Origin of the sequence: Cerasibacillus terrae, from assembly GCF_008039555.1 — a bacterium.
Taxonomy (GTDB): Bacteria; Bacillota; Bacilli; order Bacillales; family Amphibacillaceae; genus Cerasibacillus; species Cerasibacillus terrae.
The window spans coordinates 177,904-201,957 of the sequence record NZ_VDUW01000002.1 but is presented as its reverse complement, the minus strand read 5'-3'; the positions used below and the strand labels follow the sequence as shown (position 1 = coordinate 201,957).

Sequence of the window (24,054 nt, the reverse complement as noted above, 5' to 3'; positions counted from 1 at the left end):
ATCCTCATTTGTTCGCTGTTGCAAATTGACGTTCCATACGCTCTAATTTGCCACTGATCGAACCGTCTAATATTGTATTTCCAACTCGGACTTTAATGCCACCAATTAACGTTGAATCGACAATATTTTTAATTTGTACATCTTGTTTTTGAAAGCGTATTGCAATTGTTTTTGCAATTGCTTTTTCTTCTTCATCAGAAAGCTTGCGAACAGAATAAACTGTTGCAACTGCTATTCCTTTTTGCTCATGAGCTTGCTCAATTAGTTGTTCAACCATGGATGGAATAACTTCTACTCTTCCACGTTCAACAAGTAACTTTAATGTATTCACAACGTCTTTTTCCATACTTTGGAACACAGATTCGATTAATTCTTGTTTTCTTGCATGATTAATCTGCGGGTGTCCCAACACAAGACGTAATTGTTCATTTGTTTGAAAAACTTCTTTTACAACACGGAATTGATCAACTAATTGATCTAATATATTTTTTTTAGTCCCAACTTGAAAGAGAGCATCTGCATATCGATTAGCAACTATCGCTTCACTCATCGCTCTTCTCCTACCTCTTTAATATATTCACTGATCAATTTTTCTTGATCCTGTGCACTGATTTCCTTCTCAATTACCTTGCTGGCAATAAGAACAGATAATGAGGCAACTTGGTCTTGTAATGCTTGAATTGCTTTTTCTTTCTCATTTTGAATATCTGCTTCAGCTGCTTCTTTGAGACGTGTTGCTTCTTCTCGAGCTGTTTGGATAATCTTTTGTTCTTCTTGTTTCCCAGTGTTACGAGCATCATCAATGATTTTTTGTGCTTCTTCTTTTGTTTGTCTTAATTGGGCTGTAGCTTCTTTTGAGGCGATTTCTGCTTCTTTACGGTTTTTTTCTGCCGTTTCAATTTCATCTTTTACATATTCTTCACGTTTTTCCATGACATCCATTAATGGACCCCAAGCAAATTTTTTCAATAAGGCAAGCAAAACAATGAAGGAAACTAAAGTGAAAATCATGTCAGCAGTTCGAAGACCGCCCACAGCTCCAAGTGTTAAAAACTCACTGTAAAAATGCACAGAATTCACTCCTTTCAGTATCTATCCAATTCTAAAAAACTTTCATCTATTTCACTCAAACATTTATTGTACATAAAGGAATGGCGTAGATTCATCCGGAAACGAATCCCGCCACGCATATTTTTTTAACGAAACTATGATTATCGTCCTTGTACCATGAATGCGATAACTACCGCCATGATAGGAATAGCCTCAACTAGTGCGATAGCCATTAACATTGTAATTGTTAGTGGTCCACGTAGTTCTGGTTGACGTGCAATCCCTTCTACTGTTCTTCCACCAATCAATCCAATACCTAAACCTGCTCCTAATGCTGCTAAACCAATAGCAATTGCTGCTGCTAAAGCTCCCATGTTAAATATCCTCCTTTTATATTTACCTTGATTATTTTTATTTTACATTAAGAAAATATGATTTCTTAAAGTTAAAACACAATTTTCACAAACAAACTTAATGACTTTCTTCCACTTTATGAGAGATGTATAGCATCGTTAATAAAGTGAAAATAAACGCCTGAATACCAGCGATAAACAATTCATAACCTGACCATACCAGCATTGGTACTCCTGCCATTAGAGAGCCACCAATACCTTTCGCACCTATACCAATAATCAGTGCTGTTAACATACCACCTGCAAACATGTTACCAAATAAACGCAAACCAAGTGTTAACGTATTGGTAAACTCCTCTACTATTTTGAAAGGAAGCATAAATGGTACTGGTTCAATGAATTTCTTCCCATACCCTTTTAGTCCTCTGATTTTAATACCATAATAGTGTGACAATAAAATAACCATCATTGCTAGCGTTAATGTTACACCTGCATCTGCAGTTGGGGCACCCCACCATGAAACATCATCAACAACAATCACCATAACATGTCCTATTAGGTTACTAACTAAGATGAATAAAAAGAGTGTTAACCCAAGTGGTAGAAATATCTTCCCTGTTTTCCAATCCATCGTATCATTGATCATGCCTTTAATAAATTCAATAAACCATTCCATAAAATTCTGTAGACCTGTTGGCTTCATTTGTAAATTACGGCTTGCTACTACGCAAAATACAAAAACGATAATAGATACTAAGGTAATCATTAAAATGTTCGATAAATTAACTGAAAGCCAAGGAATCCCAAACAAATTTTCTACAATTGGTGCTTTTGTTTCCAAACTTCATCACCTCTTTTCAGGCAATATTATAACTTGATTGAAGAATATGTACCCTATTATAGAAAGTATTATGACCTTTTTTCTTGCATTACATAATAGACAGCAAGATCAATTATGATTACGGCATATGATAAGCATAATCCGATAACAACTCCTATAATATGGAAGTATTCTTCATAGCGAAGTGCGATTAACGTAGCTAACGCGGCACCTCCTAATCGTGTCAACGTCCCAATGCTTGCTCTTTTTCTTTTTCTAATTGCTACTTCACCAAGTCGTTCCATGTTTCGGTGAAGTATCCATAAGTTAAAAAAGCTAAACACACTCCCTAACAATAATCCGAAGAAAAACATCGGATAAGGACTAAAACCTGCACCAAGTACAATGACAGATAAGAGATAGAGCATCCACTTACGTTGTCGTATAACCATCTTCCTATATTGCGACATGTTCACTCTACTCCTCAATTATTCATCGGTTGCCAGACACACTTCACTACTTCTCAAGTAGCTTGTCTATTGTTTTATTCAGCCAACTTCCTATGTATCGGGTTTCATTTTACAAATGAATCATACATTTTCAAAACAACTCACTATTATAGGCTGTTTTAATAAGAGAAGTTAGCATTTCCACTATGAGTGTAGTGGAAATCCACTATTCTACACTAAGCAAGTTTACATGAGCAAAACACTGTTGTCAATTGGTTTCTTACAATAATCGATATTTTTTATGTTCTATTTATCTTCCCTAAATTTAAGCTCATTTTTAGTAGAATCTTAGCCTTCGAAAGCGCTTTTTCAACGATGACTTTTGATGAATCAAATATGTAACATTCGATAGTTGTGATACCACTCGATTACTAATGAATAAAAAGAAGATTCAACGTTTGACAACTTAATTACAATAGGAAGTTTTTTAAGAACATATGAAAAAAATAGGAAACGACAACATATAAAGAACGCCTACAACCCATTATAGTATTAATTGATAAAATTAAATGTAACATTTTTGTGAACATTTATGGGAACATTTGGGAATTATAAGAATAATGAGTTTTTTCTTGTGGTTTCTTTGTTCAAACATACGTTTGTTTATTCACTTTCAAGTAATACAAACCTTCTTCTGGTAATCGTACGTGAAGGGATTTCCTATCGTATTTTAACCATCATGGTTCGATATAAATCTCGGTCTCCTTGTTCTCATATGTTCCATTCTTAAGCTGAATTGTTACTAAAGCACGGTAAAATCCCGGAGCTTTTATATGCTTTTTGGAAATATATCCTTCATTTACACCTATTTCTACTTGATCAATTGTTAATAGATGTTGTTGATATAAAAGTGTATCCATACCGTAGAGTGAAATATCTATTTGTTCTACTTCATCTGTGGCATATAAGCGATATTGGTATTCTTCTTTCGAAAAAGGCTTCAGAGAAAATTCAAATCCCATTAGTTTAGGGTTTTTTGCTTCTTTACTAATGAATGTATATGGAAGCTGATACGTTGTTTCTCCTGCATTTAATTGTAACCATCCTTCATGCAGACCTTTGTCAGTAAGCATTGTATTAATATTTAATCCAACTGTCACTCGTTTTTTTTCGTTTTTCTTCAAACGAACAGATCGTGGAATGTCCCAGTGAACACCAGATTGTTTCTTAGGAATATCAAAATAATAGATTTGTTCTTGGTTAGATTTATTTTCTATCCATATATCTTGCTTTACTTTGGATGTAAAACCTAATGCTTTTCCAAATGTTAAAAAAGGCTGATGAATGATGGTGTCCGGATCCAATGCTTTCTCAATTTGGACTAGACCCATCCCTTGTAAACTCGGATTTAAAAGTTGATTTTGATCATCTACTAACATTTTTGTTGTCGTTTGTAAGGTGCTTATAATTTCTTCATTTGTCCAATCAGGGTGTGCTTCTTTCATTAATGCGAAAATACCTGATATAAAGGGTGCCGCCATGCTTGTACCATTCAACACTTCATAACCAGATGGAATGGTACTTAAAATATTCTTTCCTGGTGCGACAATATTTGGTTTAATTTGCCAATTCACAGTAACAGGACCACGCGAGCTAAAATCAGTGATTCCTTCTAATACCTTTTGATATTTCGTTTGTAAAAAATAGTCCTCATTGCCTATTCTTTGTCGTAATTCTTTCCCATCTTGTTTTGAAATAGCTGCAACAGGAATACCAACCGGTTCATCTCCCTGGATTGCACCTTGAAAAACACCTTCTTCATGATTGTAGATTATTACTGCTACTGCACCTTGCTTTTCTGCCTGTTTCGCAAGTTCGTAAAATGGTACTTTCCCCCTTGGAATAAGCGCAATTTTCCCATGTAAATCTGGCGGTTGCTTTCGGTCATATAAAGTGACTGGATAATCTTTTTCTAATTTCCACGGTACAGAGCCCCTCATTAATTCAAAGGCGATATGTTTATTTTCCTTCCAATCATAAAGGGACGCTTTTTGTCCAGCTGAATGATATGCCCCAACAGAGATTGCCTTCGTTGCGGTAGCGGGTGCACCAACAGTCCATGTTTCAGGACCACTATTCCCATTTGCAATCACAACTGCTGTTCCTAATTCTACCGCTTTATTTACAGCGATACTTGTTGGATAGTCAGGACCATTTACAGAGTTTCCGAGTGATAGATTAATGATATCTGCTCCATCTTTAACAGCCTGTTCCAATGCTGCAATAACTTGAATGGATGAACCTATTCCACCTGGACCTAGTGCACGATATGCATAAATTTCAGCATCTGGAGCAACCCCTTTTAATTGACCATCTGCTGCAATAATACCCGCAACATGGGTTCCGTGTAAGGTAGGAATTCCCTCTTCACGTTTTGTTTCCATCGGATCTTCATCTAAATCAACTAAATCATATCCACCTTTATAATTCACTTCTAAATCAGGGTGTTCATAATCAATTCCTGTATCAATTACAGCCACTTTGACCCCCTTTCCTGTATAATTTGTCTTGTTCCAATCAGAAGGGATAACTGCATCTTCGACATTTTTCAACAACTCATTTTTCTCCTTCGCTTGCTTAAAAGACAAATCGATTTTGTATGTTTGCACAGGATGAATGGCTTGTACAAAATCAAGGGTCCCGATTTTTTCTATCTTATCAGGAGATGCTTTTAGTGCCATTCCTTGAAATAATTGATCATAAACGGTAACGACTTTTATGGATGGATGATATGTTTCAATATACTGTTTCGCTTCATGGGGGTCTTTTGATGTTTCGACAATAATCGATTGTTCCTTTTCTTCCTGTTCAACTTCTCCTTGTTGTTGTGGTGGGTGTTGTTCATTTGATGATGCATCCACCGTAACCATCGGGATTACTAAAAGGAAAACCAAAACAAAAAAGCATATGTACTGTTTCATGCAAATCAACCCTCCTTTTCAAATTATTATCTGGAAAATAAGGGAAAACATGCATGGGTAATTGAAAGTTTTCCAAATGAGTATTGGTGACCGAAATACTAAGAAAGGCAAAAAAGCGGGCATCCAAATCGGTATTGATGACCGATATACTATGAAAAGCAAAAAAACGGGCATCCAAATGGGTATTGATGACCGATATACTAAGAAAAGCAAAAAAGCGGGCATCCAAATCGGTATTGATGACCGATATACTATGAAAAGCAAAAAAACGGGCATCCAAATCGGTATTGGTGACCGATATACTATGAAAAGCAAGAAAACAGGCATCCAAATGGGTATTGATGACCGAGATACTAAGCAAAACAAGAAAACGGGCATCCAAATAGGTATTGATGACCGATATACTAAGAAAAGCAAAAAAGCGGGCATCCAAATCGGTATTGGTGACCGAAATACCAAGAAAGGCAAAAAAGCGGGCATCCAAATCAGCATTGATGACTGATAAACTATGAAAAGCAAAAAAACGGGCATCCAAATGGGTATTGATGACCGAAATACTAAGAAAAGCAAAAAAACGGGCATCCAAATCGGTATTGGTGACCGATATACTATGAAAAGCAAAAAAGCGGGCATCCAAATGGGTATTGGTGACCGATATACTAAGAAAAGCAAGAAAGCGGGCATCCAAATCGGTATTGGTGACCGATATACTAAGAAAAGCAAGAAAACGGGCATCCAAATGGGAATTGGTGACCGAAAAACAAATCAAAGCTTTTTTAAAGCTATTAATATTTTTATCAACCATGCTAACACAGTTGAAATACACTTCATATTTCCCGTAAGAGTCTATATGTGTTCGGTCTGCTTATAGCATCGATTTACCATAGCAGTAGTAAAGGACATTTTTTTAAGAAAATGACTTGAATCAAAAAACTTCTCCATGTCCATAAGACACGGAGAAGTTCTTTCTTATCGTTATTATTTTGTTCCAAATAGGCGATCTCCTGCATCACCAAGACCTGGAACAATATATGCTTTATCATCTAAGCCCTCATCAAGTGCAGCTAGGTAAATATCTACATCCGGATGTTCTTTTTTAATTCTTTCAACACCTTCAGGGGCTGCAACAATACACACGAGACGAATTTGTTTTGCACCACGTTTTTTCAAGGAGTGAATCGCATCAGCTGCAGAACCACCTGTGGCAAGCATTGGATCAAGGACAATTAACTCACGTTCGGAAATATCAGATGGTAATTTTATGTAGTACTCCACTGGTTCTAATGTTTCTGGGTCTCGATATAAACCGACATGTCCTACTTTTGCTGCAGGTATTAAACGAACCATGCCGTCTACCATTCCTAATCCTGCACGCAAAATAGGAATTAGACCAATTTTTTTACCAGCTAATACGTTAGCCTTTGCTTCTTGAACTGGTGTTTCAATCGTTGTTTCTTGTAAAGGCAGATTTCTTGTGATTTCAAATGCCATCAACATTGCAATTTCATTAACTAATTCACGAAAATCCTTTGTTCCAGTATTCTTATCCCTTATATGTGTTAATTTATGTTGAATTAATGGATGGTCAAGTACATGTACTGTTCCCATTTTGCCTAAACACTCCTTATCTTTATTTATTTTTTGGCATCCATTCGATTTTACAGAAAAACGCATTCAGATTCAACCATTCCTATAAGAAAAGGACGCCCTTTTACAAGGCATCCTTTATATTATGCATATAATGGAAATTTATCTGTCAGATCTTTTACACGTTTTGCTGCTTCGTTAAGAGCATCTTTATCTTCATGATTTTTAAGAGCAAAAGCAATAATAGAAGCAACTTCTTTCATTTCTTCTTCTTTAAAACCACGTGTTGTTACTGCAGGTGTACCAATACGAACTCCACTTGTTACAAACGGACTTTCTGTATCAAATGGAATCGTATTTTTGTTTGTTGTAACTCCAATTTCATCCAGTACTTCTTCTGCAATTTTTCCAGTTAGATTTAATGGTGTCACATCAAGTAAAAGTAGATGGTTATCTGTTCCACCTGAAACGATACGAATCCCGTTCTCTACAAGTGCTTCACCAAGGACTTTTGCATTTTTAATGATTTGTTCACAATATGTTTTGAAATCATCTGATAATGCTTCTTTAAAGGAGGTTGCTTTTGCTGCGATGACGTGCATTAATGGGCCACCTTGCATACCTGGGAATACAGATTTATCAATTTGTTTTGCATATTTTTCTTTACATAAAATCATTCCACCACGAGGTCCGCGTAATGTTTTATGTGTTGTTGTCGTAACAAAATCAGCATGTGGTACTGGATTATCATGCAATCCTGTTGCTACTAGACCCGCAATATGTGCCATATCCACCATTAAATAAGCATCCACTTCATCAGCAATTTGACGGAATTTGGTAAAGTCTATTTTACGAGAATATGCACTTGCTCCAACAACAATTAATTTCGGCTGTACTTCTTTAGCTTTTGCTAAAACAGCGTCATAGTCTAGTTGTTCTGTTTCTTTGTCTACACCATATTCGACAAAATTATACAATTTACCACTAAAGTTAACAGGGCTTCCATGTGTTAAATGTCCACCATGGCTTAAATTCATTCCAAGAACTGTATCGCCTTTTTCTAGGATAGTAAAATAAACAGCCATATTTGCTTGAGCACCTGAATGTGGTTGTACGTTGGCATGTTCTGCATCAAATAGTTTTTTCGCTCTGTCACGTGCTAGATTTTCAGCAATGTCTACATACTCACAGCCACCATAATATCTTTTACCTGGGTATCCTTCCGCATATTTATTGGTCAATACGGATCCCATTGCTTCCATTACGGATTCTGATACAAAATTTTCTGATGCAATAAGTTCAATTTTCTCTTGTTGGCGCTTTTTCTCTAATTGGATTGCTTCATATAATTCTGGGTCTGTCTGTTTGACGTGTTCCATCCATATTCCTCCCTTATAATATGTAAAGTTGGGTTAGATTTGCTTATACCCTATAAGCTTTTAATTATATCATTAAAATTTTTCCATTCAATACCTTTTAATGTCTGTATACTGCTCGTTCTCCACCAATTAGTTTTGGTCTTGTTTTAGCATAATTAATCCGCGCATCCCCTAGATAACGCTGTTTAAACCGTAAAGGAACAGCAACTGGCTTTAAATGCATACCGATTAATGTTTCACCAATATCCATTCCAGCATCTGCTTGAATCTTTTCAACTACGACAGGCTCTTCCATATGTTGATAGGCATGGGCCGCCATAGAACCTCCAGCATTTCGTATTGGAATAACGGTAACCGCTTCTAGGCTAAATTTTTCCATAGTAGATTTTTCGACAACAAGTGCCCTATTTAAATGTTCACAGCATTGAAAAGCAAGATGGACTTTCGTTCTTTGTTGGAGTTTTTCCATAGCAGCAAAAATCTCAGCAGCAATTTCTTCACTACCAGATGTACCAATCTCCTGGCCGGCCACTTCACTTGTAGAACAGCCAATTACAAATAAATCACCTTGTTCTAAAGTTTCCGTTTCTTCCCATTCTTGAATAATAGATTGTAATTCTTCTTGTAGTTGATCCAATTTTATCACCTACCTTTTTATTTTGAAAAGAGGTATTCCCACTTGGTGTTTGGATGAACCATTTATATAAAATAATTATTTCTCTTCATATGTGGTAATTTTTCCGACACGGCGTTCATGGCGTCCACCTTCAAATTCCGTTTCTAAGAATGCCTTTGTAATTTCACGTGCCAATCCTGCACCAATAACACGTTCACCCATTGCTAGTATATTCGCATCATTATGCTCGCGAGTTGCTTTAGCAGAAAACACATCATGAACTAATGCACAGCGAATTCCTTTCACTTTGTTTGCTGAAATAGACATCCCAATTCCAGTCCCACAAATCAAAATACCTCTATCAAACTCTCCACTTGCTACTCTTTCAGCAGCAGGAAGTGCATAATCTGGGTAATCAACCGATGCTTCACAACTACAGCCTGTATCTTCATATTCGATATTCATTTCTTCCAGTACTTTTTTTACCTCATTCCGAATGGTTGTCCCAGCATGGTCTGCTGATAGAATTACTTTCATCATGTATCACTCCTTTTATTTTCAATATTATCACGTAATTTCTCTCTTTTATTATATGCTATTATCTCCTATGATTTCCAATTAAAGATAGGGTATCAGTTAAAAAGCTTAGGAACGACATCCTAAGCTTAGCTTTACACCGTAAATTGCTGGATTTGTTTTTTTAAGCTCTGTGCTTGTTTTTCTAAGTGTTGGGCAAGTTCTTCTACTTTATCAATTGTTGCTGCTTGGTCATGTATGGCTGCATTGACTTCTTCTGTTCCAGCTGTTGTCTGTTCTGCAATGGCAGCCACTTCTTCTGACTGTGCTGCTGTTGATTGAATTGACTGTAGCTGCTCATTTACTAAATTGGATATTTGTTCAATCTCACTGGCAACTTCTTCAACAGAACCTGACATTTCTGCAATGGTGTGATTCGTAGATAATCCTTTTTCTGCTTCTTCCTTTGTTATAACTACATTTTCATTTATTTGCTGAACAACATGACTAATGTCTTGTTGTATTGCTTGAATAAGACTAGAAATTTGTTGTACAGCTTGGGCGCTTTGATCGGCTAATTTTCGAATTTCTTCAGCAACGACAGCAAATCCTTTTCCATGCTCTCCAGCGCGCGCCGCTTCTATGGACGCGTTTAAGGCCAAAAGGTTTGTCTGTTCAGCAATTTCACCAACCATTGTAATGATAGACTCAATTTTGTGTGCGTGATCTTTTAAATGTTCTACATCTTTTAAAGATAATTCCTGATCTGTTGCTAATTGCTGTGTACCTTCTACAAGTTCTTTCACAGCTACAATACTATTGTGTAAAGTTTGTAGCATCGCTTCCGATTTATCGCGGGAATGATTTGCTTGTGTCTGCACTTGTTCGGCAATATCTGTAACACATTCAATAGCTTCTACTGTTTGTTGAATTGCCTCTGAGGATGTGATAGCACCTTTTGAGATATCATCTGTAGATTCGCGAATCATGTTCGAATTCATGCTAACTTGATCAGATGCTTCTTTCATTTGGATAACCGTTTCATTTGTTGTATTAAAATGTTTATCAATATTGTGGACCATGTTTTGTAAGTTTGTTAGCATAGCTGAAAAAGCCAGATGAAGCGCACGAATTTCATCATCTGATTTAGGGATATGTATCGTTTGGTTTAAGTTACCATTCGCTGCCTCTGTTGCTATTTCCTCCAAGTCCTCTAATGGCTTTGTAATAAATCGCGCAGCAACATAGGCAAGTATTCCTGACCAGATAATACCAAAAAGTAAAGTAATGACGGTAAACAGTTCGAGTGACATATGGAACCACTGCCAATTTAAAACAATGAGATCATACACATAATAAAGAAATAAGGCACTTGTCGTATACGTAATAATAGCTAAAATTGTTGTAAACAACATTAATTTGATACGTAAACTAAATCGATATGATTTTTTACTCATATGCATCTCCTGATTTTTCTAATTTTTCTATTAGTAAATCGATATTCTCCTCCAATTCCATCAGTGTTTTCTTATAAACAGATAGACTCCCACCAAATGGATCGGAAATATCATAATTAATCAAACTCCGTTCAAGGATTCTAATTTCATTTAATTCTTTTTCAAGTAAAGAGGAAAGATTTTCTTCAAGAATCTTGTGGTCTAATTTACGCCCATTTTCTTTAATATACTTGGAACGTTTTATTTCAAAGTCCGCATAAATCTTTTTTAATTGACCCCATACCTCTTTATCGGCTTCTGATACATATTCTTTAAGTGTAAAATATTTTTCTTGATGGTTTGGATATTCCATCATTAATGCTTGCTTATGACCGGTTGTCATCATAAGTACTACATCTGCCCATTGTAATAATCTAGGGGTTACCCGCTGTGATACATGATTTGCATCTACGCCTCTTTCTTTTAACACATCGACAGCATGTTGGCTAATTCTTTCCCCATTATGGGCGAATACACCTGCAGACTTTACATTTACTTCTGGGAATTTATGTTTTAATAATGCTTCGGCCATTGGGCTTCGACATGTATTTCCAGTACAAACAAATAAAATATTCATTCCGACACTCCTAAAGGAAAAATAATCGTTCTTTCAATTGGTACTGTTTTCAAATGATTTATTATTTTATGTGTAATTATTTCTTTGTAAAATGGTACAAAATGCTCATCTTAAATATATCATAATTAGTTGGCTATTTCATGAATACGAATTTATCGCAGGAGCAGGTTAACTGGCTGGAAAATCCACACTTATTGAAGTCTTACTTTATGCCTGTTCGATTTATATTTAACTAGAAAATATAACAGCTAGTCCGAATGCACAGAGAATGCTACCACTCAATATTTCACTATATGTACCTAACATTCCTTGGATTCTTCTACCAATTAAAAGACCAATTAATGTTAAAGAGGAGCTAACGATAAAGAAAGTAATAGTAACTAAGAATGATTGAATATTAGACATTCCAAAACTTAAACCAATCGGAAAACTATCCACACTAACAGAAAAACCTAATATCCATAATCCAAACCCGTATGGATGGGGTGAATGCTTTTGTTCTGTTGCAAATGCACCAAAAAATATATGGGCACCAATAAAAAATAATAATAATCCACTCAATAACGTCGTAAATGCACCTACCTGTGAAGATATAAACTGACCAAGAATCATACCAATAGCAGGCAAGACCATATGTTGAAATCCAATCATTCCAGATATAATAGCAATTCTTTTTAGCCGAATTTTTTGTAAACCAATCACAAGACTAACAGAAAAGGCATCAAGACCGACTGCAAATGCTAGAAAAATAAGTGTTCCAACTTCTCCAAATATATGTTGAGACATAAAAAAGCCCCCTTTGGACATGCTTATAAACTATATGCATATCCAAAGGGGATTATGTTTTTAGACTAAATGATTTTACTTGCCGCTTTTCTAAGCCGATTCATAACTGCCTGTCCAATTCCTATTTCCGGAAAAGTCTCACAAACAATCAGATCGATGTTTTCCTTTTTGAAATGGCGTAAACCTTCGTACAAATTCATTGCTACTTCTGACATATTTTCTCCAAGTGAAAAGTACGCATCTGCTTCTATCTGTTCTAGATATTTATTTTGCAGTAATACTCCGACACGTTTTCCTTGTTCACGAACTTCACAGACAATTTGTTGCAACTTATCCACAGGACCATCCACAAGCCATAAAGGAACCTCTGGTGAATAATGCGTGTATTTCATTCCAGGTGCTTTTGGTTTTTCTGAATCATTATGAAGGGATGGATCCATTTGAACAGGTCCAATCACTGCTTCAATTTCTGATTTAGAAATTCCCCCAGGTCTTAAAATGACAGGGATTGGCCCGGTACAATCAATTACTGTTGATTCTACACCAACTCCAGTTGGTCCCGCATCCACTAATCCCGCAATTTTCCCTTGTAAATCTTCCCAAACATGATTAGCCTTTGATGGGCTTGGCTTGCCTGATAGATTAGCACTAGGAGCTGCCACTGGAATATTTGCGATTTGTAAAATTTTTAATGCAATTGGATGATCTGGAATGCGAACACCAATTGATGATAAACCTGCTGTTACATTCGCAGCACATGTCCCATTACTTGGTAAAATATATGTAATCGGTCCTGGTGAAAAAGCCTCTATTAACTTATCCACATATTCATTATATTTATCCACAATATCCACAAGTTGTTGTTTTGTAGCTACATGAGCAATTAATGGATTATCTTGTGGGCGACCTTTTGCTTGAAATATCTTTTTCACGGCTTTTTCATTTGTTGCATCAGCACCAAGTCCATATACCGTTTCAGTTGGAAATGCTACGGTTTCTCCTCGTAATAGGAGCGTTGCTGCTTCGGTTAATTGCTTGTTGATTCGTTGTTCATTTATATTTACTTTCCAGTATTTCGTCTGTTTCAATTATAAATACCTCTTTTCTTATTTCTATTTTAGAGGAAAGTCACGCATTTCGCCATTTTTTATCTATAAAGTGAAACTTCAATCAGTGGGAGTTTTCTTTATCTTCCACTGATTATTAGTTGAACGAATCGGGCTTTTACTGGCTGTTGATCCTCCACTTATAATTCTTCAGTATCTCGAATTCTTGATGTGGAGGTCTTACAGCCAGTTAATCTGCGATAAAAAAAGAAAATCTGTTGCTGATGGGAACAGATTTTGAAGTTTTCTTTACTATACATTTATTTTAATATAGTTATCCACAAGTTCTACCTAATTAGTGAATGGTTTTCCACAGTTTCAGCTCCATTTCCTCGATTAATTGACCTGATTTTAATAAAATTCCTATTTATTCACATATTATTCACTTGCCTTTAACAAGTTATCCCCATTATGCTGTGGATAGTGTGAATAGATTTACTTTTTAAAAAATCCCTATCGTAGATTAACTGGCTGTAAGGCTCTACTTTTAGAAAACACCCACTGATTGAGGTTTCATTTTATTAAGAAACATCATATTCCCACCATTTTCCTACAAGGTTTGGCTTTTGTTCTACCTGTACTTCTTCTTTTGCCTTTTCAAATTGTAAAGCATCTAAAATGATATCCAATACGGGTTGATGACTATGAACATATAGTTTTTTTGCTTTCATGTTTTTAATCATTAATAAAATAGTTTCTATTAGCGCTAATAAATTATTCGCGATTTCAGGTTGAATATAAAGCTGCTTTAGCCAAAATACTTCTTCTGTTAAAGATAATAAAGTAAAACATCCTTTAATCTCTTCATCTACTATAATAACATATCCCTCTTTTAGTAGAGCTTCTTTTGAAATAGATGTGACCGATTCCAAAAATTGATCTAATTGTTGTTCTGACACATGGTTCGCTCCTATTAATTTCAACATAATCACCCTCATCTTATAGAAATATACTACAAATCTATGCACGCATTCTCTCTATTATGATTGTTTCAGTGTGAAAAATAGGAAATCATAAAGTGTCCGACTTAAAAAATATCTTTTAACCATTCAAAAAGGAAAAATTTCACTTCTACTTCTTCCTCTTCTTCCTCTTCAGCTAATTCTTCTGGTGATGCTGCACTTACTTCTTGAGAAAAGTCTAAGAAGCATAACGGGGGAAATAAAACACACCACCAATTTTCACCTACTCCTTTACCAAGTGTAATCAGAACAGCTTCATAGTCTCCCTCTGGATAAACAGTTGTTCCATAAGTCTTCTCCGGAAATGCCACCTTTTTATTATATTCCACATGATACTCATGATTGACATCGTATTCTTTAATTGTATTTTCTACGGTTTGTTCAATCTCATCTATATTTTCCCTAATTAGCCGTCTTGCTGCATCAATATCTGTAAGATGCTTCACCCAGCCTGTTATTTGTTCATTCACCGCATCGCGAACTTCTAATTTCACGTGTTGATCTAGCTTATTATCACTATTTGCTAAAATTCGTAAGCGGATAGCCTCATCTGGAATCACCTGTAATTCTGATTCTTCTATATGATTACCTTTTCCGTTGATTGGAAAAGTAAAGAGTAAAATAATAAATATAAAAGCAAAAAATACTAGTTTCTTCATCTCGCATGCCCCTTTTTTATTGATTTGTTCACAGTATGGGCAAGAGATAAATTATTTAAACTAGTATTCTAGTATTTTTTCGATAATATTATTCTTTCAGTTGGGCACAAATGATTCGGTCATTTTTATTTATATCTTGAAATAGGGAGACTTTCGCATCTAGGAAATACTTTTGGATAAGGTCTGTTATTTGTTCTCCTTGTGTATGGCCAATTTCAAAAAAGAGTTTCTCAGGTCCTTTGTCTAACATTTCTATTTGCTTTACAATTGTTTCATATGCTGCGAGACCTTCATCGTCTGCGAATAAAGCGAGAGATGGATCAAAATTTTTAACCGTATCTGATAATGTTTCCTCTTCATCTCTTGAAATATACGGAGGATTTGACACAATAATCTGTGGTAATATTTTATTATCAATACAAGGTTGTAAAAAATCCCCTTCCAAAAAAGTGACAGGAGCATGTAATTCAGATGCGTTTTTCTTTGCAATTTGTAAGGCCTTTTTTGATATGTCTGTTGCATAAACTTTAGCTTCAGGTAATTCCAATGCTAATGTGATTGCAATGATTCCACTACCTGTTCCTAAATCAACAATCGTATAAGAAGAATCTGTTATTTTTTCTGCTTCATGAATAACCTTTTCAACTAATTCTTCTGTTTCCATCCGCGGAATAAGGACATCTTTTGATACGTGAAAGAGCCGCCCATAAAACTCTTCGGAACCGATTAAATGCTGAATAGGAATACCTGTTAATGCATGTTCTCGAATAGCTTCCTTGTAAATCTTTACAATATGCGGTTCCATTACCTCACGCATATTCGCTAAAAAGGACGCACGAGAAACTTGTAAGTAATGTTGTAATAACAGTTCTGAAACTCTTTGTTCTCGATTATATTCTTTTAAAAAAAGAGAAGCCCATTCAAGGACTTCATATTGTTTTAATTTATCTTCCATAGGTATCACCTATTTATTTCAAATTTATCACAAGATGTAAAACTCTATTGCATGAAGTCTCACATTTAACTGTTTGATAATCTAAAAAATGCCAGTGGATTATCCACCTATTTGTTCTAGGCGTTTTGTCTGTTCTTCCACTAGTAAAGCATCAATTACTTCATCCATTTTTCCTTCAAGGATTTGCTCCAGTTTTTGAATGGTCAAACCAATTCGATGATCTGTTACCCGACTTTGTGGAAAATTATATGTTCGAATTCGCTCAGAGCGGTCACCAGAACCAACTGCTGATTTACGTGTTTCATCATATTCAGCCTGAGCTTCTTGTTGAAATTTATCATAGACTCTAGCACGTAATACTTTCATTGCTTTTTCTTTGTTTTTAATTTGTGATTTCTCATCTTGGCACGATACAACGATTCCTGTTGGTTCGTGGGTTAACCTAACAGCAGACATGGTTGTGTTAACACTTTGTCCACCGGGACCACTAGAGGCAAACGTATCGACACGAATATCTTTTTCATGGATATCTACTTCCACATCTTCTGCTTCAGGTAAAACGGCAACTGTCGCTGTGGATGTATGGATTCTTCCTCCAGATTCTGTTTCTGGAACACGTTGAACGCGGTGTGCACCATTTTCAAATTTCAGCTTAGAAAATGCACCTTTTCCATGGATCATAAAAATGATTTCTTTATAACCACCAACACCTGTGGAATGAGATTCAATCACTTCGGTTTTCCACCCTTGATTCTCTGCATACCGCGAATACATCCGGTATAGATCACCTGCAAATAGCGCAGCTTCATCCCCACCAGCAGCACCACGGATTTCCATGATAACGTTCTTGTCATCATTCGGGTCTTTCGGTAGGAGAAGTACTTTTAATTGTTCTTCTAATTCTGTTTCTTTTTCGCTTAATTCATCTACTTCCATCTTGACCATTTCTTGCATATCCGCGTCTAAATCATCTTCAAACATTGCTTTTGCATCTTTTAATTCTTCCACAACATTTTTATATACACGATATACTTGAACAACTTCTTCAAGGTCTGATTGCTCTTTTGAATACTCACGAAGCTTTTTCGGATCATTTAATACTTCTGGATCACTAAGTAGTTCATTCAACTTATTATAACGCTCTTCAATAGATTGTACGCGTTCTAACATTCGGTTCACCTCACTAAGACTAACATGTTAATTATAGTATAACCTAAACACATGGTCAAAAAGTAAAAAGAGCATTCCCTTTTTTTAAGAATGCTCTCCCATGATTGAATTGGTTGTATGTTTTGGTTTCCTCGGCACTTCATGATGATGACGGCAACGTGGTTCATAAGATTCGGATGCACCAACTAAGATGATTGGGTCATCGAATGATGCAGGTTTTCCATTGATTAAACGTTGTGTGCGACTAGCAGGGGAACCACATACTGGACAGATTGCATTCAATTTCGTAACAGATTCTGCTAAAGACATAAGTTTCGGCATTGGTCCAAATGGTTCTCCACGAAAATCAGTGTCTAATCCCGCAACAATAACACGAATACCTTGATTTGCTAAGGAATCTACTACTTGTACAATTTGTTCATCAAAAAATTGAACCTCATCAATTCCAACAACATCTACTTGTTTATTCAATTTGCTAAAAATATCTGCTGATTTCTGGATTGGGTATGCAATAAACGATGCTCCATTATGGGAAACAATACTCTCTTGTGAATAACGATCATCTATTGCAGGTTTGAATACTTTCACAGTTAGTTTTCCATAGTTAGCACGTCGAATCCGGCGAATCAGTTCTTCTGATTTTCCCGAGAACATACTTCCACAAATGACTTCCACCCAACCATTATGCTTCATGACATACATGTGGCCACTTTCCTTTCATCATGAATTTCTTCTAGATGCAAAATAATATATGAACGTAAATTTCATCAATATTGATTTGTTGTGTCCCATTTTGGCATAAATGTACAGTAAAAAAACAGGCAAGCGCTTCTGTTTGCCTGTTTTTATTTCATATGAATTCTAAAGTAATGATCGAATTACTTCATATTATATTTTTTCTTGAAACGGTCAATACGACCACCAACTTTATCAGCTTTCTGCTTACCTGTATAGAATGGGTGTGATGCAGAACTGATTTCAACACGGATTAATGGGTATGTGTTTCCGTCTTCCCATTCAATCGTTTCTTCTGAAGTTTTAGTTGAACCACTCAAAAATTTATAATCTGAGCTTGTATCAAGAAATACCACTTTACGATATTCCGGATGAATTTCTTTTTTCATGTCTTTCCACTCCTTTTTGCCCTGAATCCTTTGGAAACAGAGTTATTGTAAAGAGCCGTTTTAAGGTTAGTATACCTTTTCTAAACTCACGTTAAAATTATATCAGTGTAGACAATTGATTGCAATAGATAGATGATAATTATTTCATCTTTCATATTTCATATAGGAAATATTTTCTAGATTACAATATATATAGTCATTATTATTCTTTTAAGTTTAAATTAGGATTTTACCCGTCGGCGTTTCATTTCCTCGTCCATTTTCCCCAAAAATTCCTCATTTGATTTCATTGATTTTAATCGTTTTAAGAAACGTTCAAAGAAGTCTGATGAGTCTTGCATTGTTTTACGAATAGCCCACATTTTATCAAGATGTGCTTTATCAAGCAGCAACTCTTCTTTCCTTGTCCCAGATCGTAAAATATCGATTGCAGGGAAAATTCGTCTTTCAGCAAGATTACGATCTAAATGTAACTCCATATTTCCTGTTCCTTTAAATTCCTCATAAATGACATCATCCATCCGTGAACCTGTATCAACTAATGCTGTTGCCAAGATGGTAAAACTACCGCCTTCTTCAATATTTCTTGCAGCACCGAAGAAGCGTTTTGGCCTGTGGAATGCAGCCGGATCAATCCCACCTGATAATGTTCGGCCACTCGGAGGAATAACCAAGTTATATGCTCGAGCTAAACGGGTAATACTATCCATCAATATGACCACGTCACGCTTATGTTCTACTAAACGCATTGCTCGTTCTAAAACAAGTTCAGACACTTTAATATGATTTTCTGGTAATTCATCGAATGTAGAACTAACAACATCCACATTTGGATGGACCGAACGCTCAATATCTGTTACTTCTTCTGGACGTTCATCAACGAGAAGAATGATCAGTTTCGCTTCTGGATGATTAATAGAAATACTATTTGCTATTTGTTTCAGTAGCATTGTTTTACCAGCTTTTGGAGGAGCAACAATTAAACCACGTTGACCAAATCCAACAGGGTTCATTAAATCCATAATCCTTGTTGACAATTGATTTGGTTTTGTTTCTAACTTCATAAGACGATTTGGATAAAGTGCTGTTAATGCTGGAAAATGAACACGCTCTTTTGCTGATTCTGGGTTATCATCATTGACAGCATCGACATGTAATAAACCATAATAGCGTTCATTTTCTTTTGGAGGACGTACTTTTCCTGATACTTTATCACCGTTTCGCAAATCAAAGCGGCGTATTTGTGAGGCGGAAATATAGATATCCTCAGCACTTGGTGAATAGTTGATAGGCCGTAGAAAGCCAAATCCTTCTGAAGGAATAATTTCCAAAATTCCATCCATAAAGGAATAGCCATCTTTTTCAGCTTGAGCTTTTAAAATAGCAAAAATTAATTCCTTCTTTGTTAATTTTGCATAATAAGATACTTTATATTCTCTTGCTAATGCATAGATTTCTTTTAATGTTAATTCTTCTAATTCTGAAATTGTTAAGGACAATCCAATCACCACACCTATTGTAATATTTTTCTGTATTTATTATTATTGAAAATAATGAATTCCCTTCGTTTTTCAAAAATTAATCCCAATAATTTTTTTAGGAAATAAGCTTTATGAAACTATTTAATATGTCGTTCGAATGTAAACCTGCATGATAGGGAAATAAAAGATGTTATTTTTAACCATAGGGGGGTTCTTAGCAGTTTACACGAGGAATCATGATGGAAAACACTCCATTCATTCCACCGCTAATCAAAGGAAAGTAAAAGAAAACCATTGAATAAGTGGATTTATATTAAATTTTTTCTGTTCTTATATAATGAAACTAGAATAGAAGTCTATTGGCTGAAAAATTAATAGTTGTTTTTTTCACATCTTTCTTACGTTAATTAAATTTATTGGATGTTTGTATTTTTATTGAGCTTAGAGGGCTTATATGATGTTAGAATAGACAGGATTTACTATTTTTATAACATTCTTTATATTACACTGCTTTGAAATGAAAATCCATCTTTTATAATTTATATAAAAAAGAGTGAAAAGCGTTGGCATTTCAATTATAGACCAACGCTTCTCTTATGTTAAGCTTTTTTAACAATTTATTCATACTTCCTAAATAAAAGCGTATGAATTGGATTCTAGCGTTCTTGTGGTTTTAAAACAAGGTTCGGCTTTTTCTTTAAACTATGTTGACCATCAATAAAACGAACTGTTCCACTCTTTGCACGCATCACAACGGTTTGTGTTGTTGCTGCTTGTCCTTTAAATTGAACACCTTTTAATAACTCACCATCCGTAACTCCTGATGCGGCAAAAATTGCGTCATCTCCACTACAGAAATCATCCATATAAAATACTTTATTGATATCGTCAATTCCCATTTTTTTACAACGTTCGCGTTCCACTTCATTGGAAGGAACAAGCTGACCTTGAATTTCACCTTCCAAACATTTTAAAGCTGTTGCTGCAAGTACACCCTCAGGTGCGCCACCAATTCCTAATAAAATATCAACACCTGTATGATCAAATGCGGTATTCACAGCTCCAGCAACATCACCGTCTGGAATTAATTTAATCCTTGCTCCAGCCTCACGTATTTCTTTAATTAATTCTTCATGACGCGGGCGATCTAATACAACAGCAACTACATCTGTAATATCTTTATTTTTTGCTTTTGCTACAGCATGTAAATTATCAGAAACAGATGCTGTAATATCTATTTTACCAACTGCTTCTGGGCCAACAGCAATTTTCTTCATATACATATCTGGTGCATGCAGTAATGTTCCTTTATCTGCGATTGCGATTACAGCAAGAGCATTCCATGTTCCTTGAGCAACAATGCTTGTCCCTTCTAATGGATCAACAGCAACATCAACAGTAGGTCCATTACCCATGCCTAATTCTTCACCAATATAAAGCATTGGCGCTTCATCCATTTCACCTTCTCCAATAACCACTGTTCCTTCCATTGGGATTGTATCAAAAACAGTTCGCATTGCAGTCGTTGCAGCATCATCTGCCTCATTTTTCTTCCCTCTACCCATCCAACGTGCAGATGCTAATGCTGCAGCTTCTGTCACACGTACTAATTCCATTGTTAAACTTCTTTCCATATATTCTCTCTCCTCTGTAGCAATACTTTTGGTTATCGGATGTTATGAATTTTGAAGTTGTTTCTTTTCTTCATTCGTTAAATCCTCACGCCAAACGTTTGCACCAAGTTGTAATAATTTTTCTGTCATTTGTTCGTAACCACGGTCTATGTGTTCTAATCCAGTTAGTTCGGTTATTCCTTTTGCCATTAATCCAGCGATAACTAGAGCAGCACCCGCACGAAGGTCTGATGCTTTCACTCGTGCCGCTTCCAACTGGACAGGTCCAGAAACAATGGCAGAGCCACCTTCCGACTTAATTACGGCATTCATTCGTCTTAATTCGTCAATATGCTTCATCCGTGCACTGTAAATGGTATCTGTTACAACACCTGTACCGCTAGCTTTTGTTAATAATGTTGTAAAGGGTTGTTGTAAGTCTGTTGGAAAACCAGGATAAACCAATGTTTTTATATCGACACTTTTAATCATCTTTCGTGGGGCAATATATAATTGTTCATCACTTTCTTCAACGATAATATCCATCTCACGTAATTTCGCAAGTAGCGATTCCAGATGCTGCGGAATAACATTATCAATAATTACCTCATCCCCTGCAGCAGCTGCTGCAATGGCATATGTACCTGCTTCAATCCGGTCTGGAATAATTGTATGACGACAACCATGTAAGGATGGAACACCTTCAATTCGAATAATATCTGTTCCTACTCCTTTAATATTCGCCCCCATATTGGTTAGTAATGTTGCAACATCAATAATCTCTGGTTCTTTTGCAGCATTTTCAATAATTGTTGTGCCTTTTGCTTTTACAGCAGCAAGCATAATATTAATGGTGGCACCAACACTAACGACATCTAAATATATTCTTGCTCCTGTTAATTCTTCTGCATGAAGATAAATAGCTCCCTGCTCATTGGTAACCTTGGCACCAAGTGCTTCAAAACCTTTAATATGTTGATCAATCGGCCGTGGTCCTAAATGACATCCACCAGGTAGTCCAATAACAGCTTGTTTAAATTTACCTAACATGGCTCCCATGAAATAATAGGATGCGCGGAGCTTTTTTACTTTACCATTTGGCAGTGGCATCGAAATCATTCGTTCTGGATGAATATGTATGGTTCGTTCACCATTCCAAGTGACTTTCCCACCAATTTCCTCTAATAAGTCACCTAAAATACCTACATCAGATATATTCGGTAATCCTTCTAAAACAACTTCTGAGTCCGCTAAAATTGCTGCAGGAAGTAATGCTACTGCACTATTTTTCGCACCACTAATCCGCACTTTACCTTTTAGTTTGTGACCACCTTCAATTAGCATCTTTTGCATCAATAAAACCCCACTTCTAAAATGACATACAAGATTCCTGAAAGAGCTCTAAGGAAATTTTCATTCCATTATAGAGCTCAAACATAGGTAATTTAATCTATTTATAGTATGTGCAAATTTTGTCAAAATGATAAGTTATATTTAGACTCTATGTTGTGCCTGATTCCAATCGGCAAGAAACTTCTCAATGCCTTGTTCTGTTAGCGGGTGTTTCACAAGTTGTTCTAATACGCCATACGGAACAGTTGCAATATGTGCCCCAAGACGTGCTGCTTCTGTTACATGCATTGTATGTCGAATGGAGGCGGCAATGATTTTTGTATGCACTTGATGTTTATCAAATATAGTTCTAATCGTGTCCACCACATCCATTCCAAGGTGGCCAATATCATCCAAGCGTCCTAAAAATGGAGAAACATAGGTAGCTCCTGCACGGGCGGCAAGCAATGCTTGGTTTGCATTAAAAATTAATGTTACATTTGTTTTTATATTTAAACTTGTTAGTGTGTTGACGGCTTTAAGACCTTCTAATGTCATTGGAATTTTCACTGTGATATTCGGGGCTATTGCAGCGAGTTTCTTTCCTTCTTCAATCATTCCTTCAGCATCTTCACGAATAACCTCGGCACTAACAGAGCCTGTAACAATTTCTGTAATTTCTTCCAGACGTTTATGAAAAGGAACCCCTTCTTTTGCTACTAGACTTGGGTTTGTTGTCACACCAGCTAGTATACCTAGTTCTTTTGCCTTTTTAATCTCATCTAAATTTGCCGTATCAATAAAAAATTTCATCTTATTTCTCCTCTTTCATGAAGATTTTATAAATGAAACTTCAATCAGTGAGAGTTTTCTTCTTACCCACTGATTGTTAGTCGAACGAATCGGGCTTTACTGGCTGTTGAGTTTCCACTTATAATTCATAGGGTTTCAATTTCTTAATGTGGGGGTCTTATAGCCAGTTAATACGCGACGCGAAAAATGAATTATGCTTTTCATGTTGAACCAAATTTAATAAAATAGT

25 protein-coding genes are annotated in these 24,054 nt (G+C 35.9%); all 25 read right to left on the bottom strand.

All coding sequences use genetic code 11. The features are described 5' to 3' along the window. Positions 1-4: 4 nt before the first annotated feature. A complete protein-coding gene (locus FHP05_RS04410; RefSeq protein ID WP_147666033.1) occupies positions 5-550 on the bottom strand; it encodes a F0F1 ATP synthase subunit delta in 546 nt (181 codons plus the stop codon). Beyond that, positions 547-1,071: a F0F1 ATP synthase subunit B gene (atpF, locus tag FHP05_RS04405; RefSeq protein WP_147666032.1), complete on the bottom strand. Its 525-nt coding sequence runs from the start codon at positions 1,069-1,071 to the stop codon at positions 547-549. The genes FHP05_RS04410 and atpF overlap by 4 nt, the downstream gene beginning before the upstream one ends. Before the next feature lie 140 nt (positions 1,072-1,211). Next, a complete protein-coding gene (gene atpE / locus FHP05_RS04400; protein WP_146938438.1) occupies positions 1,212-1,424 on the bottom strand; it encodes a F0F1 ATP synthase subunit C in 213 nt (70 codons plus the stop codon). A 97-nt stretch (positions 1,425-1,521) separates the two neighbouring features. Next, positions 1,522-2,244, bottom strand: a complete 723-nt coding sequence (gene atpB / locus FHP05_RS04395) for a F0F1 ATP synthase subunit A (RefSeq protein ID WP_147666031.1) — start codon at positions 2,242-2,244, stop codon at positions 1,522-1,524. A 68-nt stretch (positions 2,245-2,312) separates the two neighbouring features. Further along, on the bottom strand, positions 2,313-2,693 hold the full coding sequence (locus tag FHP05_RS04390) for an ATP synthase subunit I (RefSeq protein ID WP_147666030.1): 381 nt from the start codon (positions 2,691-2,693) through the stop codon (positions 2,313-2,315). A 716-nt stretch (positions 2,694-3,409) separates the two neighbouring features. Continuing rightward, the gene (locus FHP05_RS04385; protein WP_230973920.1) at positions 3,410-5,653 is read right to left on the bottom strand and encodes a S8 family serine peptidase; all 2,244 of its coding nucleotides are present in this window, start codon (positions 5,651-5,653) and stop codon (positions 3,410-3,412) included. After that, positions 5,574-6,479 (bottom strand): hypothetical protein, encoded by a 906-nt coding sequence (locus FHP05_RS04380; protein WP_147666029.1) that lies wholly within the window; start codon positions 6,477-6,479, stop codon positions 5,574-5,576. The genes FHP05_RS04385 and FHP05_RS04380 overlap by 80 nt, the downstream gene beginning before the upstream one ends. Before the next feature lie 152 nt (positions 6,480-6,631). Beyond that, positions 6,632-7,261 (bottom strand): uracil phosphoribosyltransferase, encoded by a 630-nt coding sequence (gene upp, locus FHP05_RS04375; protein ID WP_147666028.1) that lies wholly within the window; start codon positions 7,259-7,261, stop codon positions 6,632-6,634. Positions 7,262-7,383: 122 nt separating this feature from the next. Next, the gene (locus FHP05_RS04370; protein ID WP_147666027.1) at positions 7,384-8,619 is read right to left on the bottom strand and encodes a serine hydroxymethyltransferase; all 1,236 of its coding nucleotides are present in this window, start codon (positions 8,617-8,619) and stop codon (positions 7,384-7,386) included. Between the two features lie 97 nt (positions 8,620-8,716). Beyond that, positions 8,717-9,256, bottom strand: a complete 540-nt coding sequence (locus FHP05_RS04365) for a TIGR01440 family protein (RefSeq protein ID WP_147666026.1) — start codon at positions 9,254-9,256, stop codon at positions 8,717-8,719. Between the two features lie 75 nt (positions 9,257-9,331). Continuing rightward, positions 9,332-9,772: a ribose 5-phosphate isomerase B gene (gene rpiB / locus FHP05_RS04360; RefSeq protein ID WP_147666025.1), complete on the bottom strand. Its 441-nt coding sequence runs from the start codon at positions 9,770-9,772 to the stop codon at positions 9,332-9,334. A gap of 134 nt (positions 9,773-9,906) precedes the next feature. Further along, a complete protein-coding gene (locus FHP05_RS04355; RefSeq protein ID WP_147666024.1) occupies positions 9,907-11,208 on the bottom strand; it encodes a methyl-accepting chemotaxis protein in 1,302 nt (433 codons plus the stop codon). Continuing rightward, positions 11,201-11,824 (bottom strand): low molecular weight protein arginine phosphatase, encoded by a 624-nt coding sequence (locus FHP05_RS04350; protein WP_147666023.1) that lies wholly within the window; start codon positions 11,822-11,824, stop codon positions 11,201-11,203. Before FHP05_RS04350 ends, FHP05_RS04355 begins: the two co-directional genes overlap by 8 nt. 228 nt (positions 11,825-12,052) lie before the next feature. Next, complete coding sequence (locus FHP05_RS04345) at positions 12,053-12,610, bottom strand: manganese efflux pump MntP (protein ID WP_147666022.1); 558 nt, start codon at positions 12,608-12,610, stop codon at positions 12,053-12,055. Positions 12,611-12,675: 65 nt separating this feature from the next. Further along, positions 12,676-13,698 (bottom strand): L-threonylcarbamoyladenylate synthase, encoded by a 1,023-nt coding sequence (locus tag FHP05_RS04340; RefSeq protein WP_147666021.1) that lies wholly within the window; start codon positions 13,696-13,698, stop codon positions 12,676-12,678. 539 nt (positions 13,699-14,237) lie between these two features. Then, positions 14,238-14,642: a hypothetical protein gene (locus tag FHP05_RS04335; RefSeq protein WP_230973919.1), complete on the bottom strand. Its 405-nt coding sequence runs from the start codon at positions 14,640-14,642 to the stop codon at positions 14,238-14,240. Between the two features lie 101 nt (positions 14,643-14,743). Then, the gene (spoIIR, locus tag FHP05_RS04330) at positions 14,744-15,337 is read right to left on the bottom strand and encodes a stage II sporulation protein R (protein ID WP_147666020.1); all 594 of its coding nucleotides are present in this window, start codon (positions 15,335-15,337) and stop codon (positions 14,744-14,746) included. An 88-nt stretch (positions 15,338-15,425) separates the two neighbouring features. Continuing rightward, positions 15,426-16,292 (bottom strand): peptide chain release factor N(5)-glutamine methyltransferase, encoded by an 867-nt coding sequence (prmC, locus tag FHP05_RS04325; RefSeq protein ID WP_147666019.1) that lies wholly within the window; start codon positions 16,290-16,292, stop codon positions 15,426-15,428. Between the two features lie 99 nt (positions 16,293-16,391). Further along, positions 16,392-17,462, bottom strand: coding sequence for a peptide chain release factor 1 (gene prfA / locus FHP05_RS04320; RefSeq protein ID WP_147666018.1), 1,071 nt, complete (start codon positions 17,460-17,462; stop codon positions 16,392-16,394). An 84-nt stretch (positions 17,463-17,546) separates the two neighbouring features. Next, positions 17,547-18,164, bottom strand: coding sequence for a thymidine kinase (locus FHP05_RS04315; protein ID WP_147666017.1), 618 nt, complete (start codon positions 18,162-18,164; stop codon positions 17,547-17,549). A 176-nt stretch (positions 18,165-18,340) separates the two neighbouring features. Next, positions 18,341-18,586 (bottom strand): type B 50S ribosomal protein L31, encoded by a 246-nt coding sequence (locus tag FHP05_RS04310; protein ID WP_147666016.1) that lies wholly within the window; start codon positions 18,584-18,586, stop codon positions 18,341-18,343. A gap of 221 nt (positions 18,587-18,807) precedes the next feature. After that, the gene (gene rho / locus FHP05_RS04305; protein WP_147666015.1) at positions 18,808-20,085 is read right to left on the bottom strand and encodes a transcription termination factor Rho; all 1,278 of its coding nucleotides are present in this window, start codon (positions 20,083-20,085) and stop codon (positions 18,808-18,810) included. A gap of 638 nt (positions 20,086-20,723) precedes the next feature. Then, positions 20,724-21,701: a class II fructose-bisphosphatase gene (gene glpX, locus FHP05_RS04300; protein ID WP_147666014.1), complete on the bottom strand. Its 978-nt coding sequence runs from the start codon at positions 21,699-21,701 to the stop codon at positions 20,724-20,726. 42 nt (positions 21,702-21,743) lie between these two features. Next, entirely contained in the window at positions 21,744-23,033 is a 1,290-nt protein-coding gene (locus FHP05_RS04295) for a UDP-N-acetylglucosamine 1-carboxyvinyltransferase (RefSeq protein WP_147666013.1), read from the bottom strand. Positions 23,034-23,174: 141 nt separating this feature from the next. Further along, on the bottom strand, positions 23,175-23,825 hold the full coding sequence (gene fsa / locus FHP05_RS04290; RefSeq protein ID WP_147666012.1) for a fructose-6-phosphate aldolase: 651 nt from the start codon (positions 23,823-23,825) through the stop codon (positions 23,175-23,177). Positions 23,826-24,054: the final 229 nt, after the last annotated feature.